We start from the raw sequence: 17,038 nt of genomic DNA on the forward strand, positions 1-17,038 counted from the left end.
AACTGTATGAAATTTATTGAAACTAAGATACCGGAAGTTAAAATAATTGAACCCAAGGTCTTTGGGGACGACCGCGGGTATTTTATGGAGACCTTTCGGCAGGATATCTTTAATAAAGAAATCCCTAAAGTTGATTTTGTCCAGGAAAATCAATCTTTATCAAAGAAAAATATCCTGCGGGGACTTCACTACCAGATACGTCAGCCTCAGGGAAAGCTAGTAAGAGTAACTAGCGGCCGCGTGTTTGATGTGGCTGTGGATCTTAGAAAATCATCACCTACATTCAAACAATGGGTCGGTGTTGAACTCTCTGCGGACAATAAGCGGCAATTGTGGGTGCCGGAGGGATTTGCACATGGTTTCTATGTTTTGTCTGAAGAGGCCGAGTTTGTCTATAAATGTACAAATTTCTATGCTCCAGAATATGATCGAAACCTGATCTGGAATGACCCAGAGCTAGGTATTGAGTGGCCACTAGCAACCGAACCACAGCTATCTGAGAAGGATCAGAGTGCTCCTCGCTTGGAATTTGCGGAGGTTTATTCATGATCAAGGTTTTGATTACAGGAGCAAATGGTCAGCTAGGCCAGGAATTAACCAGCTCTTCACCCCAAGATTATGAAGTGATATCTCTCTCGCGGTCAGATCTGGATATTACCGATGGAGAGTCTGTTTCCAACGCTCTTTCTAGGTTTAGCCCGCATGTAGTCATAAATGCTGCAGCATATACCAAAGTCGATCTGGCTGAGACAGAACGCGAGACGTGTAATGCAGTGAACGCGGCTGCTCCAGGGTACTTGGCCGAGGCCTGTCATCAAATTGGTGCAGCCCTGATTCATGTTTCAACAGATTTCGTTTTTGATGGCTGCAGTTCTACACCATATAAAGTAAATAGTGAGACATCTCCCCAAAGTGAATATGGACGTAGTAAGCTCTTGGGTGAAAATCACATAATAGCCTCCCCGCTTGAGAACTACGCGATTATTCGGACTTCATGGGTTTATTCCAGCTATGGTAGTAATTTTGTAAAAACTATGTTGAGACTGATGGCGAACCGGGATCGCTTGGCAGTGGTGGGGGACCAGGTTGGCACCCCGACCAGTGCCGCTCGGTTGGCAATAGTGATTTGGCAGCTTGTGGATAGATTCAAAACCGCCAATTCTGTTCGGCTAAATATGGAAGACAGAATCTTTCATTGGTCTGATTCGGGAGTCGCTTCTTGGTACGATTTTGCAGTCACCATTCAAAGATTAGCTTTAGCTAGAGGACTTCTTTCCCGACCAATTGAAATCGATTGCATCCCGAGCGAAGCGTATCCAACGCCCGCGTATCGTCCACATTATAGTGTGATGGACACCTCCAAATTACGGTCCTTATTGGCCTTGGAGGCCTCCCATTGGTCTTGCGAGTTAGCCAAAGTTATGGAGCTGATTAAAGATCAGCACATCCGCAGTGAAGCGGGGCTTACTGTATGAGAAGGCCTGCACTTTGGGCGAAGCAATTACTGCGATCGAAGCTCCAGAAGAAAGTTATTCTCAATATCGATTACATGCTCCAGGCACCTGGGAAGATGGTTTTGTCAGGTTGGGTTGGGAGCCGAACGGATCCAACTTCTTCAATTAGCTGGAGCGATGGTTCTACCAAGAGCACATTAGAAAGTGAACTCTTTAAGTTTACTCGCGCTGATGTAATTGGGCAGTTAGGTTTTCAAGGTGAGACGCATTGCTTTGGCTTTATAGTTGTTATTGACGGATTGACGGATGTAGCCAATCTGGTCGCTTCTGTTAATGGAAAATCCTTCCCTCTTTCTAACCAGAAATTCAACAGTGTAACGTCGCCAAATATTGTCGCGGGACAAGCTGGGGAGAAGGGTGCATTAGCCCTCAAGTTTATAGAGCAAAATGATGTTGCTTCCGGCCAGATTGCTACAACAACGGCAGCGATTTCCCTGGACCCTGAGATCATGAAGATCCAGACTGAGCTGGCAACCTTGAACCTACATTCGGAAGACTTTGTAGAGCGTGCCCGTGCCGGTGTGCTTGAGCGGGTTCACGGTGTCTGGAAGAAAAGGACTTCAAAGCCAAATCCAGCAAGAGTTGTCACTCATGGCGTGCTTCCTAATGACCCGGCGCTAAGTATTATTGTACCTATTTATGGACGGTACGATTTTGTGCAGCATCAAGTGGCAAGTTTTTCTCATGACGAGAATTTTTCCAAGGTCGAAGTTATCTACGTCTTGGATGATCCTTCACTAAAACACGAGTTTTTAGTCACCTGCGAGGGGATCTTCAAGACTTTCGGTCTCCCGTTCAAGTTGGTTGTTTCCAGACAAAATCTTGGGTTTGCGGGTGCAAATAATCTTGGTGTTTCCCATGCTCGCGCTGAAAAAGTACTACTGCTGAACTCTGATATTTTGCCTTCAAAGCCAGGCTGGACGCAGGATCTGGTTAAGACCTTCGACAGCCTTGATAATATTGGGATTTTAGGGGCTGTGCTTCTCTATGAAGACAACTCTGTGCAGCACATGGCTATGGAGTTTCGTAGAGACTCCAGTTTTCCAGGACTTTGGATGAATCATCATCCGTGTAAGGGGATGCCTTGGGATTTGGTGAAATCTCGAGGGGTAACTAAGGCGCAGCTGACTACTGGGGCATGTATGCTCTTGGAGAAGTCCCTTTACGAGGAGGTTGGTGGTTTTGACCCTATGTATGTCCTCGGTGACTTTGAGGATTCAGATCTGTGCCTCAAAGTAATAGAAAAGGGGCTTAATATCTATATTGATAACGATGTTGTTCTATACCATCTGGAGCGCTTATCTCAGGGCTTGGTTTCCGAAGATAATTGGAAGACCAAGTTAACCATGCTTAACAATGTCCACCAGTTGAATAAGTGGGAGCCTCTGATCGAGCAGGTGGTTGGAGAATGAATAGAATATTAGTCGTATCGCATGGACACCCTGATTTTAACAAGGGTGGGGCTGAGGTCGCCGCATATAACTTATTCAAAGAGTTAAGGCGGCATTGCCATGATGCTTATTTTTTGGCTCGGACAGAGCTGCTGCCTCATGGCGGGGCCGCATTCTCCCAGAGAAAGGATTCACGGGAAATTCTTTTTCATACAAAGATGGATGATGGCTTTCTTTTTTCCAGCCTGAAGACAAAGCATTTGTGGGGAGACCTAAGGGAATTATTGCTGAAAATAAAGCCGGATGTAGTCCATTTCCATCACTATTTTCAGATTGGTATTGAAGCAATTGAGGTCGTCCGGAAAACATTGCCCAATACGAGAATTATTCTGACGTTACATGAGTACTTGGCTATTTGTCACAACAATGGCCTCATGTATAAAACCAACGATAAGCTTTGTTATCAGTACACTCCCAGAGACTGTAATAATTGCTTCCCAGATAAATCTCCCGGTGACTTCTTTCTAAGAGAGCAGTATTTTAAAAACATCTTCAGGAGAGTTGATCACTTCGTATCCCCTTCACGCTTTCTGAAAAATAGATACGTGGACTGGGGTGTCTCGGAGAAAGCCATATCCGTCATTGAGAATGGCCAGCCGAAGCCTGAAGGGATCATTGCACGTGAGAACAGTGTTGAAAGGAGTTCCTCAGGGAAAATAAAGCTGGCTTTCTTTGGCCAAGTAAATCCCTATAAGGGCATTGATGTCCTGTTAAGCGCGATAGCTTCTCTCGGCAAAAAATATCGAGAGAGACTGGTAGTTGAAATCCATGGCGCAAATTTCAATAACCAACGGGGTGAATATCAGGAAAAAATAAAGCGATTGCTCAGGCGAACGAGGGATGTTGTCACCTTTTGCGGTTCATACGAATCGCATGAGCTACCTAGGCTTTTAAGTGGGACTGATTGGGTGGTCATTCCTTCCATTTGGTGGGAAAACTCACCTATGGTTATCCAGGAAGCCTTCACAGCTAGAGTGCCAATTATAACGAGTGATATTGGCGGAATGGCAGAAAAGATCAAAGACGAAGTGGATGGGCTGCATTTTCGGGCTGGTAAGCATCAGGATTTGGCTGAGGTTATCGTTAGGATAATTGAGGATTCCACTCTCCGCGGAAAACTTGTTGATAACATTGCGCCACCTCTAACGATCGAGGAGTGCCTGAATCAGCATATCAAAATTTACGGGATCAAATATCATGCTGTTCAAAAGCAAGAAGCCTCAGAAATCGCTTGATGTATCCGAGATAAAAGACGCTATTGAAAATTCTGGTTTTCAATTCTTTCGTGGTATTAAGTCGGGAGCGCCTCTTGAGTTAGATGTTCGTGGACAAAAAGCCAGATTTATAAGGCTAAGCCTGCAGACCGTCACGTCATTCCACCTTGATGAAGTAGAGGTGATAGATAAGTGTGGTAATAATATCGCCTTAAATAAGCCGGTGCTATGTAGTAGCTTTTTCAACGGTGAAATCAAATATCAGGGATCCGGTGTTGTTAATGGTCGAAAGAATGGCGGTTGTGGATTTCATACCCAGAGGGAGGAGTCGCCCTGGCTTTTGATTGATCTGCAAGAAATTGTAGACATTGACTCCATCCGAGTGTTTAACAGGGAGGGTGAGTTCTTTACCCGTGCACTTAGTTTGAAGGTTGAACTATCGAGTGACCTGAAGTCCTGGAGCCTAGTCTTTGATAACTGGAGTGGATTAAGAGCTTTTCTCTCACAGGGTCTCAATGATAACGAGAAAGCAATTGCGTATGCTGTTGCTCTGGAGCACAGCAAGGCCGTTTCTTTGTTCAACAGGATGGTTGCAGAAGGAAGGGTAACCGAGGCAGCATCTTTTCAAGCGGTAGTAAATACAGTTATTCGGCGCCATGGTCTTGCAATGGGGCCACATGGATTCTTGAAAACCTTCTCCTTTTGCGGTGAGGAAGAAAAATCAAAAATATGCGCGGAACTGGAGCGAATTTTGGGCTGGCTAAACGATGAATATGGTGTGGCCGCATTCATTACATCTGGGACTCTTTTGGGGATGGTCCGAGATGGAGACTTCATACCGCATGATGATGATCTGGATATCTGCTATATCGGAAATGCCTCTAGTGAAAGAGAGATATTAGAAGAAAGAGCTGGCATAGCTAAATTTTTGCGTGGCAAGGGTTGCGGTATCCAAGAATCAAATGTTGCACATTACTGGTGTGTATCACCGGGCGGCGTCAAATTAGATATTTTTACCGGTTTTATCGAGAGTGGACACTGTTCGATTAACCCACTTCCTCGGGAGGCAATTAATGAGAGCAGTATTTTTCCAGTTAAGACGGAAAGATTTCATGGTCACGATCTGACTTTGCCAGCAGAGCCAGAGTCTCTATTAGAGGTTAACTACGGTCCCGATTGGAGAAAACCAGATCCCTTCTGGAAATTTGATTGGGCTCGAGCAAAAGAAGAGTATAAATTCCTATATTTTGGAGTCTAGGTTGAAGACTGTAATAACTTTCGGGACTTTTGATGTGTTCCATGTTGGGCATGTTAAACTTCTTAAGAGGGCTGCGGCACTTGGAGATACCCTTATTGTCGGCGTTTCAACGGATCAATTAAATTTCAGCAAGAAAGGCAGGTTTCCTGTTTATTCAGAGCAGGACCGGATGCAAATAATTAATAGCTTGCGTTTTGTAAACTTCTGCTTTCCTGAAGAGTCTCTTGAAAAGAAAGCTGAATACATCACTTACTATGGGGCCGATGTCTTAGTGATGGGAGATGATTGGAAAGGCAAGTTTGATCAGTTTAACGCTCTGTGCGAGGTTGTTTATTTGCCGAGGACGCCCAGCGTCTCAACCACAGAACTGATTGAAATAATCAAATCTGAAGTGTGATTTAAAGTTTGGAGGATTTTTAGTTGTTAGTTTTAAAGAGAAATAAAAAGAAAAAAATGGAAGCTGATAAGGTTTGTATTGAATTTATTCGTCAGTCTGGGATTTTCGATGTTAAATGGTATAGAAATAAGTATTCAAATCTTCTGGAAGATCATGAAGATCCCATAGAGCACTATTACTTCAAGGGTGCTGACTTAGGCCTTAACCCTCTATATCTATTTGATACAAAATGGTACAAGGAACAGAACTCTGATGTTTCTGAGTCTGAAATTAATCCTCTGTATCATTATCTGTGCCATGGGGAGAGTGAGGGTCGGTCACCATCAGTCTTGTTCGATGTAAAATTTGTAGCTGCGCAGCTTCCTAACAATATCACTTTAGATGGAAGCGTCCTGAGGTTCTTCTTAGATTTTTCTTCTGTCGATTTGATTGATCCGGTCAAAGAGTTCAGTACCTCTTATTACCTAGAAAGTTACCCTGATATAAAAGATGCTGGCGTAGATCCGTACCTGCATTTTTTGCAGACGGGAGTGTTCGAAGGTAGGAATCCCTCGCCTTCATTTGATGTACCTTGGTATAAATCACATTACTCTTTAGATGGTAATGTTTTTGTGCATTTCCTTACTGAGGGGCAGGGTAAAGGCCTAGATTGTGCACCTCCGAGAGTGCAGGACATGCCAGAAAAGGAGGGTGGCGCACCAGTTCGTGATAGCGCAATTGAAACATCGATAGTTGCCAGAGATGTTGTTCGCGAAATTGAAAAGTATCGTAAGCCAGGTGAGGGTTTTGAAGAGTTTGCATACTCTGATATGCCTGTCTCTAAAGCAAAGGTCAAAGCCCTTGCTTACTACCTCCCACAGTTTCATCCATTTAAAGAAAATAGTGAGTGGTGGGGGGAAGGTTTTACTGAGTGGACAAACGTTACGAGAGGAATACCACGCTTTCATGGCCATTACCAGCCCCATTTGCCTAGAGATCTAGGGTATTACGACCTTCGTCTAAAAGAGACTTTACAAGCACAGGCCGAGATGGCCCTTAAAGCTGGTCTACATGGCTTCTGCTTCTACCATTATTGGTTTAACGGGAAGCGATTGATGGATGGCCCGGTTAATACTTTATTGGAAAGTCCCGAGATTGCTCTTCCATTTTGTATTTTATGGGCAAATGAAAATTGGACTCGTACGTGGGATGGTTTTGAGAACGATATCTTAATATCGCAGGATTATCATGAAGAACAGGATGTAGCATTTATTGAGGATTTGGGTCGTCATTTTAAGGATGAACGCTATATTCGTATTGATGGTAGACCTCTCTTCTTTATCTATCGGCCAGGCATCATTCCTGACGCCAAAGTGCGTATTCAAAAGTGGCGTGACTTATGCGAAGAGCTTCTTGGTGAAACGCCTTTGTTCTTTATGGCTCAAGGGTTCGGGTCTCTTGATCCGAGAGATTTTGGGATGGATGGTGCTGTCGAATTCCCTCCGCATAAGTTAGCTGAAGGCCTAGACTCTCACGCAAAGGAAAGTGGAGTTATCGATCCGGAGTTTTCCGGGCATTACCCCTTATACGATGATCTTGTCAGTAACAGCCTTAGGGAGGGTCGGCCAAATTTTGATCTCATTCGGGCTGTAACCCCTAGTTGGGACAATGAGGCACGAAAGCCGAACAAAGGATATGGCTTTATTGGTTCAACTCCGCAAAAGTATGAGCGGTGGCTGAGCAAGATGGTCGATTACGCTCTAGAAAACCCTGTTCTGGAGAGTGAATCTTTTGTCGTCATTAATGCATGGAACGAATGGGCTGAAGGTGCTCATCTCGAACCTGACATTTACTGGGGCTCGGCTTACCTGAACTCAACGTACAGAGCGGTGCATCGCATTGCGAAGCCGGAGGGTAAGACACGTCTAATTCTAGTTGGACATGATGCCTATAAGCATGGAGCTCAGCTGCTCACCCTAAATATTTTCAAGACGCTTGCCCAGGATTTTGGTATCGACGCCCAGTTGGTGCTGCTGGATGGTGGGCCACTTGTTCCACAATATAAATCGATAGGTCCTACCTTTGTAGCTGACGGATGTATTGAGAAGTTTTCCAATATTATTAGACACTTACAAGCAGAACGACAGATCGAATACGCAATAACCAATACCTGCGTTACAGGTGGGTGCGTCGAAGTTTTAAGCCGGGCCGGTGTACGTGTGATTTCACTTGTGCACGAGCTTAAATCCCTTATAAAAGAGTACAAACTGGAAGATTCTGCAACGAAAATAAAGGAGTATTCCGACAAAGTTGTCTTCGCTTCAGAATTCGTGCGTTCATCTTTTGAAAATATTGCGGGGCAGTTAGGTGATAAGGCAATCATCAAGCCTCAAGGTATTTATCAGAAGCTGCAGTATTCGAAGGATAACCCTAGAGTACTGCGGGATATGCTTGGTATCAGTGATGATTCTAAAGTTATTATTAATGCCGGCTACGCAGATTTGCGAAAAGGCTTTGATTTGTTTGTTACATGTGCCCGTACTTTGGTCGAGCGAGATCCGAGTATCCACTTTGTATGGTTGGGGAGCGTCGAGCCAATGTTAGATCATTGGTTGCTCGCAGACGGGCAGCTTGGAAGCCTTGCTGCTAATTTTCATGTTATTCCATTTACAACAGAAATCTCGACCTTTTTGCAAGGTGCGGATGTCTTTGCAATGACGTCGAGGGAGGATCCATTTCCCTCAGTTGTTCTAGAGTCGCTTGCCTTAGGAACCCCTGTTGTTGGGTTTGACGGGGGAGGAGGGTTTAATGATCTTCTCAAGAATAGCAAATTAGGGTCGCTTGTCCCCTTCTCTGATCCAGTAGCTCTGGCTGACGCGATCCAGGAGCAGATTCGGATTGATTCTGGTGGCTTGTCCGATTTTCGGAAAAAACACGTAAGTGAGAAATTTGATTGGCGCGATTATGTCTTCTCTCTAGTTGAGTTACTTATTCCAGATATTAAAAGAGTCTCTGTAGTTGTTCCTAATTTTAATTATGAGGAGCATATTTCGGATCGGTTACTCTCAATATTTAACCAAGAGTACCCATTATATGAGGTCATTGTGCTTGATGACTGCTCAACGGATCAAAGCCTAGATGTCATTAAAGAGTGTGCGGTTCTGAATCGGCGAAACATAGAGCTAGTTATTAATGATGTGAATTCGGGCTCGGTATTCCGACAGTGGAAGAAAGCTGCCAAGCTATCGCGAGGAGAATATCTATGGGTGGCGGAGGCAGATGATCTAGCGGATTCAGAATTTATTAGTAAACTTGTAAATCGTTCTAAGTTTGATTTAGCTTTTTGCGACTCTATTCAGGTTGATGAGAAAGATAAATTTCTTGCCGATAGCTATCAATATTATCTAAGTGATATTGATGCCTCTGCTTTTTTGAAGGATTTTGACGCCCCTGGCGAGGAATTCGTCAAGCGCTATCTTTCTATTAAGAATGTTATTATGAACGTAAGCGGTGTTGTTTTCAGGCGTGATGCTTTTTTAGATGCCCTTAGTTCTCTTGGCGATGAGTTGTTCGACTATTCTGTTGCGGGGGATTGGCGTATTTACATAGAGTTATTGTTAAAAAATTCCGCTAGAATCTGCTATGTTTCTGAGAGCCTAAATACCCATAGACGTCATAGCGCAAGTACTACGCACTCATTGAATCCGGACCAACACCTTGCTGAAATTTCACGCGTACAAAGAGTAGTGAAAGATAAAGTCGAGCTTGATCAGCAGCAACTAAAATCTATTGATGAATACATTGTCGAGGTGAAGCAGCATTTGGGTATTAGAGCCTGTGATGGGGAATATGTTTAATGTCCGAATTAATTTTACATGTCGGGTTGCATAAAACTGGCACCTCAGCGATTCAGTGGGTACTCAATGAGAATCGCGAGGCGTTAAAGAACTTAGGGTTTCTCTACCCTGTTACTGGGCAATTTGATGCGCACCATGCTATTGCGGCAAGAGTCAAGAGTCCTAAAAATGAGGCTTTTGCAGTGGACGATGTGCAGAGAACATTCTTGTCTTGGCGGTCAAATGGTTATCCTAAGGTCGTAGTAAGCAGTGAAATGTTCTCTGAGTGTCATTCTGTTGTACCTTTATCTTCGATTAGGTCTTTGTTTGAAAGAGTATGTCTAGTCTTCTATGTGCGGCGCCAAGATCTTCTTCTTGAAAGTGCATATGGACAGCTTGTTAAACAGAATGGTGAAACTCAAAAAATTGCTGAGTGCAATCCGTATTTCACAGATTTCTATAGTCACATTCGTAAGTTTACGGATGTGATGCATCCAGATGAAGTTATTGTCCGAAAGTACGAAAGGTCAGCTCTTGCTTTTGGAGATGCTGCCAAGGACTTTTTAGTTAATGTACTTGGAGTAGTCGATATAGATGATTTTGTGTTTCCCTCAGTTGTAAATGAGTCGCTCTCACTCGTTGGAGGGGAGCTCGTGAGAGTTATGAATAAATACAAGGTAGAAAATCGTTCAGAAATGATTCGCGAGGTTGTCCGCACCTGCAATGAAATTGGTGGCGAATATTCGAAGCCTATAATAGGTAACCTATTGAGCCTAAACGAGCGGGAAAAGATCTTGGCGGAGTCTTCCGAGTCGAATCAAAAACTTTTGGATGCCTTTAATGTTCGTTTTGATCCGCTTTCAAGAGTAGTTTCTGGCCGGCAATTAGAACGGATAGAGCTTTCTCAGATGGCATGTGAGCTGGCTGCAAAGTTGCTCGCTGGAAAGTATTTTTAAATTTAATAGCTGTTGGGCAGTAAAGTGTTATAAACGCTGTCTTCACTTTGGATTTTTTTCGGCCGTCTATGCGGTTTTGATTGTTTTGGGGGATGTTAATGGTGAAAAATTTAAAGAAAGATGAAAAACTCTGGGGTGATGACCCTTTTAGTTTGCAGGAAGGCCTGCGGAATATTTCCGATGCCCGTGAACATTCTATCGCTAAAAACTTTTATCGGGATGGCTTTGTGCACCTCTCTGATGTGTTAGATTCAGGCGTTTGTGATGCTGCGGTCAATTCCTACCGTAATTGGTGCGATAGTCACCGTAAGGATATGTATGGAATTAGAGGTGATACTAGAAATCCTCGGGTTGTTAATCTTCATTCTGATTCCGACGAAGTTAAGCGTCTCTTTACGTCTAGTCAGTTTCTCTTAAATGTTCTCGATCTATTATTTGGTTATAGGGCCAGTGTTTATACAAGCCTTACTTTTCAATACGGTACAGAGCAGCCCTTTCATAGAGATACACCTGTATTTAGAACCGCTCCGGAGGAATTTTACTTTGGTGTCTGGTTCGCCTTAGAGGATGCTAATAAAGAGAATGGTTGCCTACGCGTGCTGAAGGGTGGACACAAGGGTGGCAGAGTCGATCAATATAGTTTTGCAGAAGAACTTGTTTCTGATGTCAATCAGATCCAGCCGGGTGGAAAGGGGCTGTGGGTGCCTTACCAAAATGCTGTTGTTGAAAAATGCTGGGAGGAAGGCGGTGTATCCGAGGAGTACTTAGAAGCGAAAAAAGGAGATGTTGTGATTTGGCATCCTCAACTGCCTCATGGCGGCTCACCCATTAGGGATGCTTCCAAAACAAGAATGAGTGTAGTCTATCACGTCGTTCCCGAGCGCGTGCCAGTGTACCAGGCGGATGTTTTTTTCAACCGCTCGAAATCTAATGCCAGCCTTGAATCTGATAAGAGCTATTATGAGTTCGAGGGGCGGGAGTTTATGCGGACGGTACCCCCTAGATTTGGTAGTAATTAAGTTCAATATGTTTAGTCGCGACTGAAAGTTTTGCGAAGAGAGTTTCTCTAGGGATAGGTGTCCTGTCGATTTACTTCTTCGCAAACTTTCTGCAAATGATGATGCCTGTATCAAATATTAACGTCAGCAAAAGTTATTTTGATGTTGGTAACCCCTAGGTAACTTGTGGCCTATTTTGTTGGTGTCTGGAATTAGGTTCAAAGATTCCGGTTTTTCTTGAATCGGCTAGCTTTCGGCCGTAGTTGATGCCAGGTCTCTCGATAAAGCGATAAGTGAAGTTACTTGTAATCCAAACTATGGCGATAACAATGACGGCTGAAGTAGTAAATAAGAGGCCAGTGTCTGAAATGCTTGATTCCAAGGCCTCTTTAAACCCTGCTTTCTTTAGTGCAAACATTATCATCGGATGGGTCAGATAGAGGCTGAAGCTGACTTTTCCGAGGTTTAACAGTGGTCTTGACTCAAGTGCTTTTATCCTCGTGATGCAGGTGCCCAAGATAAAGCAGGCAAATACTATCCCCCAGAAAAATCTGACTCCATATATTGAGAGATGCCTAGAAAATAAGGGGTCCCATGTTTTAAGAGCAATTCCAGTTGCTAAAGCCAGAACTATTAAGAGGAGACCTACGTTTTTCTGCTGTGAGAAATCTAGTTTTTTCCAAATATTGAAGGTCGTAATTCCAGCCACGAAATATGGCAAGTGTGTCACCAGATTCATATACTTATAACTGCCAACATCCATAGTGGATAAGTTCGTTTGAATTGCTTTTGATAATATGCAACTTGCAATAAAGGCGGCTAAGGAAAGTTTAAGATCGCGAATGAGCAATATCAGTACAGGGAAAATAGCATAAAACAGCATCTCAATTCCGACGGACCATCCTGCCCATGCGATACTCTCATGCTCCCCTGGGACGAGCCCAAACAGAAATGTGACATTCAGGAAGACCGTTTCTAGCGAGTGTATTTTGTTAAAGGTAATCCACTGGATTATCATCCACAAAAACAGCATTGAGTAAAAAAGTGGTAAAATCCGAAATAGGCGTCGAGTATAGAAATTAACTATTTGGTTTGTTGTTTCTAGTCGCTGCGAGTACCCAAACGCGAGGACAAACCCACTTAAGACATAGAACAGGGGGACGCCTAACCCAAAGTGGGTGCTGATTATGCTCCATCCTTGAGGGACTTCAAATTTTAGGAGGTGGGGGAGGTGGAAGATTATAATCAATAAAGCCGCTAGTCCTCGTAAAGACTCAAGGCCCACTGTGTTTTGTCTTGCTCGATGGTTGTTCATTTCAAAGTTGGTCTTAGCTGCCGCCACTGCGTTATAATGTTTCTTATTTTTTTCTGGTTTGATGCTGGTTATTACGCTCCACCCATGTTGGGTGCAGCGTATAAATGCAATTATTTTTAGTTGATCAAGCTGCTTAGATATTTCCCATATCCTGTTTTCCGCAATTGCTCTGCTTTTGAGGTGATTGATTCCTTACTTAACCAGCCATTCTTATAGCCAATTTCCTCAAGGCATGCCACCTTGAGGCCTTGTCGATGTTCAATCGTTTGAACAAAGTGCCCGGCTTCAATCAGTGAGTCGTGTGTGCCTGTATCCAGCCACGCAAAGCCGCGGCCAAGAACCTCTACATTAAGTAAGCCATCTTGTAGATAGTTGCCATTTATATCTGTAATTTCCAACTCGCCACGTGGAGATGGTTTTGTTGCTTTGGCTATATCAATGACCTGGTTGTCATAGAAATACAAGCCAGTGACCGCGTAATTGGATTTTGGTTTTTGAGGTTTCTCTTCAATTGAAATTGCTCGTCCACTATCGTTGAACTCAACCACACCAAATCGCTCAGGGTCAGATACATGGTAGGCAAATACGCTTGCTCCAGCTTCTCTGCTAACCGCGCTCTGTAACTTTGTTGAAAAGTGTTCACCGTAGAAGATGTTGTCGCCAAGAATTAGGGCAACGTTGTCATCGCCGATAAACTCCTCTCCAATAATAAAGGCTTGGGCGAGGCCATCAGGGCTAGGTTGTATGGCGTAGCTCAGGTTGATGCCGAAGTTGCTGCCGTCTCCAAGAAGCTCCTGATATTGTGGGAGATCTCGAGGTGTGGAAATAATCAAGATATCCTGAATTCCCGCTAACATAAGCGTCGAAATCGGATAATAAATCATCGGCTTGTCATACACTGGAAGTAGTTGTTTAGAGACCCCGAGTGTAATTGGGTGTAAGCGAGTTCCGGAACCGCCTGCTAATACGATTCCCTTATATTTCTTCATGCTACCTCTACTTCTTTTTCTTGTTTGCCGATGCGGTGAAGTTTGTATTCACCGTTTAGGACGTTTTCCCACCACTTCGTGTTGTCTAGATACCACTTTACGGTCTTGCGAATGCCGCTTTCAAACGTTTCCTCCGGTACCCACCCGAGCTCGGAGCCAATTTTTGCAGCATCAATTGCATAGCGCTGGTCGTGCCCAGGGCGATCCTTAACAAAGGTGATGAGGTCTTGGTAGTTCTCTATCCCTTCTGGCTTGTTTGGAGCCAGCTCTTCCAGAAGCGAACATATTGTTTCTACGACCTCAATGTTTTTCTTCTCGTTGTGGCCACCGATGTTGAAAGTTTCGCCAACTTGGCCTTCCGTGACAACGCGATAGAGTGCTTTCGCATGATCCTCTACATACAGCCAGTCGCGGATTTGGGAGCCGTCTCCGTATACAGGAAGCGGTTTGCCGGCCAAGGCATTGAGAATCACATGGGGAATCAATTTTTCCGGGAAGTGGAATGGCCCGTAGTTGTTCGAGCAATTCGTGATGATCACTGGGAGGCCATAAGTACGACCCCAAGCCCGCACCAGGTGATCTGATGACGCCTTGCTTGCAGAGTAGGGGGAGCTAGGTGCGTAAGGGGTTTCCTCGGTAAAGAGGTCCTCAGTGCCCTCCAGATCGCCATACACTTCGTCGGTAGAGATGTGGTGGAAGCGGAAATTAGCTCGCTCTGCTTCGGGTAGGCTTAGCCAGTAACCCCGGGCTGCCTCCAGCATGGAGTAGGTGCCGACGATGTTGGTTTGGATGAACTCCCCAGGACCATCAATGGAGCGATCCACATGAGACTCAGCAGCCAAGTGCATGATTGCCATTGGTCGATATTTGCTCAGCAATGCTGAAATTTCGGCCTGATTGCAGATATCGACCTGTTCGAAGTGGTAACGCTCTGATTTTTCTACCGAAGCGAGAGATTCGAGGTTCCCCGCGTAGGTGAGCTTATCTACGTTAACGACGGTGTCGTGAGTGTTATTGACGATATGACGGACGACCGCGCTTCCAATAAAGCCGGCTCCCCCCGTTACCAAAATTGTTCCCATGGTTACTGCCTACTTCCGATAATCCGTGGCTGATGCCATCTACAAACTTGAGTTCTAATTAGGTGGCAAATACTACCAATGAGGGGGGGATCAGTACACTTTCAGGCTAAATTTCCCTGTGGTTGGTTGATAAGCGTACAGTTGGTGCGGTTGGTTTTCACGTGGCGACAGATCTGCCGACTGACTTTCATTGCGCGCTCAGATTTCTGCTGGGGTGAGATCCATTTGTTTTGTATCTAACCCTCTGGGGTTGATTGAAAACTGATCATTGAGAGCATTTTGTCGGCTTTCGCATGTGGAGAGGCGGCGGGCGGGGGCCAGATCTGCACCAATGACCTGTGGAGCGGTCAGAATAGTTCCGGAAGTGCCTTACGCTGCTGACTCCCCACTTGCTCTGTAGGAGACCTCAATAAACGATCCACCAGCATCTGAGCCTCTTTCTGATTCAGTGGTCGGGCAGGTGAAGAATAGATTGCGGAGTCGAGCGCTGACTGTAACCGGGTGAGTTCTGGCAGCTGAAGAAGTCGGCTCGCCTCTGCGAGACTCCGCCCTGCAGTGTGGGGCCAGCGTGCATGCACCCACCGAACGAGAGCAGCCTGAATAGCTTTGGGTTCATTCCCTTGGCAGGCCCGTTTCAGTTCCTTGGCCTTTTTTCCCTTATCTCCAGCGTTGGTGGGATGCGGCTTCCTTAGACTGCTGCCTTGCTGCTTTTGCAGCCAGAAATAATAAAAGACCCAAAGAAGGTGAGCAGCGATAGCCGCCAGCGCGAGATTCCGCCAGAAGTTGTCTGCAGGCATGGCTGTTCTGGGCTGTGGCACAAGGTCAGCAGCGCTCCCTGGTGGTGCTGTGTTGGTGGCCGCGGCACTACCAATCACCTTAAACCTGAAAGCTGGCAACTGCGTCGCCCGCTGTCGCCCGGTCTTGGTATCCCACCAGGTGATCGTAATCGGCGGTAGCTGATAGTCCCCGGGCTTGGTCGCGACGATGGCCGTAGTCTCAATGCGGCTCCCTGTTATTCCGTTAGTGCTGACTTGATCATCCTGCTGTGGCTGGTCGGGGTAGGTCTTGAGCCCGTCCACGTTCAGCTGGGGCAGGGGGGGCAGCTGGGCGGCGCGGAGGCCTTCGGCGCGCAGGGTCAGGATGCGGGTGATGGGTTCGCCGACGGTGAAAGTGTCCGGATCCTGGCTCCAGCTCTGCACGATACCCAGGCTGGCGGCGGGGAGCCAGTGGGTGCCGGTGTAGGTGTCGGGCTTGGGGTTGACCTGGATGGTCTGCGGTTCCGAGCGCAGGCGCAGCCGCTGGGTGTTGCGGTTGAACAACGAGAATGGGTCCCGGCGGCCGGCGACGGCGACGTAGTTCAGCGCCGGGATGGTCAGCTTACCGGAGCTCTCCGGGAAGATGGCATAGGTGAGCTCATAAACGGCGTGGCCGACGCCGTTGATGCGGCGCTCGTAGCGCTGCTCGTCCACTTTTTCGACGTGGGCCCCCGGTACCTGAAGGGCTTCGGTGGCGATGTCGTGCAGGCCGATAGTGGTGTACAGGCGGACTTTTACTAACAGCTGCTCCTGGACAAAGATCTCTTTCTTGTCCAGTTCCACTTCGAGAAACGCCTGGCGATTGACGGCGTCCGGGCGGCTGCCGGCTTCGGTTATGGTGATGGGGATCGCGTCCGAGACTTCACCATGGTAGTGGAGGGAGGGGATGAACAGCTTGCCCTCCCGTTTTGGTGCCAGCACCAGCATCCATTCGACGAAGCTCTCGGCGCGGCCGTTGATCACCCGGTACTGGTTGGACTGCTGGCGGGAGAGGATGTCGAAATCCTGTTCCAGCAGTTCGAAGTCGGGTTGGCCACCGCTCTCGGTGCCGGAATAGCGCAGGCGCAGGTTGAGGGTCTCGTCGATACCGATTTCGTTGCGGTCGACGGTGGCCGACAGCAGGTCCGATGCCATGACAGTAGTAGGCAGGCCCAGGGCAAACAGTAGGCACAGTAGTAGCGCTGCAGCGTACGGATTGCGGCTGGAAAAGGCGCTAGTCAGTTTTCGGGTCATC

General features: G+C 46.1%; 13 protein-coding genes. 9 read left to right on the forward strand and 4 right to left on the reverse strand.

Annotated elements, in window-relative coordinates:
* Positions 1–6 precede the first annotated feature (6 nt).
* The 9 genes from rfbC (at position 7) to LVD12_RS00270 (ending at position 11,624) form a co-directional block, all read left to right on the forward strand.
* Positions 7–549 carry a dTDP-4-dehydrorhamnose 3,5-epimerase gene (gene rfbC / locus LVD12_RS00230; protein WP_237064723.1) on the forward strand — a complete coding sequence of 181 codons (543 nt, stop codon included), beginning with the start codon at positions 7–9 and terminating at the stop codon, positions 547–549.
* Positions 546–1,475: a dTDP-4-dehydrorhamnose reductase gene (gene rfbD / locus LVD12_RS00235; RefSeq protein WP_237064725.1), complete on the forward strand. Its 930-nt coding sequence runs from the start codon at positions 546–548 to the stop codon at positions 1,473–1,475. Before rfbC ends, rfbD begins: the two co-directional genes overlap by 4 nt.
* Positions 1,472–2,926 carry a glycosyltransferase family 2 protein gene (locus LVD12_RS00240; RefSeq protein ID WP_237064726.1) on the forward strand — a complete coding sequence of 485 codons (1,455 nt, stop codon included), beginning with the start codon at positions 1,472–1,474 and terminating at the stop codon, positions 2,924–2,926. The genes rfbD and LVD12_RS00240 overlap by 4 nt, the downstream gene beginning before the upstream one ends.
* Positions 2,923–4,200 (forward strand): glycosyltransferase family 4 protein, encoded by a 1,278-nt coding sequence (locus tag LVD12_RS00245; protein WP_237064727.1) that lies wholly within the window; start codon positions 2,923–2,925, stop codon positions 4,198–4,200. The genes LVD12_RS00240 and LVD12_RS00245 overlap by 4 nt, the downstream gene beginning before the upstream one ends.
* Positions 4,163–5,437, forward strand: coding sequence for a discoidin domain-containing protein (locus LVD12_RS00250; RefSeq protein WP_237064728.1), 1,275 nt, complete (start codon positions 4,163–4,165; stop codon positions 5,435–5,437). The genes LVD12_RS00245 and LVD12_RS00250 overlap by 38 nt, the downstream gene beginning before the upstream one ends.
* 1 nt (position 5,438) lies before the next feature.
* Complete coding sequence (locus LVD12_RS00255; protein ID WP_237064729.1) at positions 5,439–5,834, forward strand: FAD synthase family protein; 396 nt, start codon at positions 5,439–5,441, stop codon at positions 5,832–5,834.
* Between the two features lie 23 nt (positions 5,835–5,857).
* Entirely contained in the window at positions 5,858–9,670 is a 3,813-nt protein-coding gene (locus LVD12_RS00260; protein ID WP_237064730.1) for a glycoside hydrolase family 99-like domain-containing protein, read from the forward strand.
* A complete protein-coding gene (locus LVD12_RS00265; protein WP_237064731.1) occupies positions 9,670–10,605 on the forward strand; it encodes a hypothetical protein in 936 nt (311 codons plus the stop codon). The genes LVD12_RS00260 and LVD12_RS00265 overlap by 1 nt, the downstream gene beginning before the upstream one ends.
* A gap of 98 nt (positions 10,606–10,703) precedes the next feature.
* Entirely contained in the window at positions 10,704–11,624 is a 921-nt protein-coding gene (locus LVD12_RS00270; protein ID WP_237064732.1) for a phytanoyl-CoA dioxygenase family protein, read from the forward strand.
* A 154-nt stretch (positions 11,625–11,778) separates the two neighbouring features.
* Here the strand turns inward: LVD12_RS00270 and LVD12_RS00275 are convergent, their stop codons facing one another.
* The 4 genes from LVD12_RS00275 to LVD12_RS00290 all read right to left on the reverse strand — a co-directional run bounded on the left by LVD12_RS00275 (position 11,779) and on the right by LVD12_RS00290 (position 17,037).
* Positions 11,779–12,918, reverse strand: a complete 1,140-nt coding sequence (locus LVD12_RS00275) for an acyltransferase family protein (protein ID WP_237065869.1) — start codon at positions 12,916–12,918, stop codon at positions 11,779–11,781.
* Positions 12,919–13,034: 116 nt separating this feature from the next.
* Entirely contained in the window at positions 13,035–13,907 is an 873-nt protein-coding gene (gene rfbA, locus LVD12_RS00280) for a glucose-1-phosphate thymidylyltransferase RfbA (RefSeq protein ID WP_237064734.1), read from the reverse strand.
* Positions 13,904–14,989 carry a dTDP-glucose 4,6-dehydratase gene (rfbB, locus tag LVD12_RS00285; RefSeq protein ID WP_237064736.1) on the reverse strand — a complete coding sequence of 362 codons (1,086 nt, stop codon included), beginning with the start codon at positions 14,987–14,989 and terminating at the stop codon, positions 13,904–13,906. Before rfbB ends, rfbA begins: the two co-directional genes overlap by 4 nt.
* A gap of 347 nt (positions 14,990–15,336) precedes the next feature.
* Positions 15,337–17,037, reverse strand: coding sequence for a BatD family protein (locus tag LVD12_RS00290; RefSeq protein ID WP_237064738.1), 1,701 nt, complete (start codon positions 17,035–17,037; stop codon positions 15,337–15,339).
* Between the last annotated feature and the right edge of the window lies 1 nt (position 17,038).

The sequence above is a fragment of the Microbulbifer guangxiensis genome (assembly GCF_021729075.1).
GTDB classification, from domain to species: Bacteria; Pseudomonadota; Gammaproteobacteria; order Pseudomonadales; family Cellvibrionaceae; genus Microbulbifer; species Microbulbifer guangxiensis.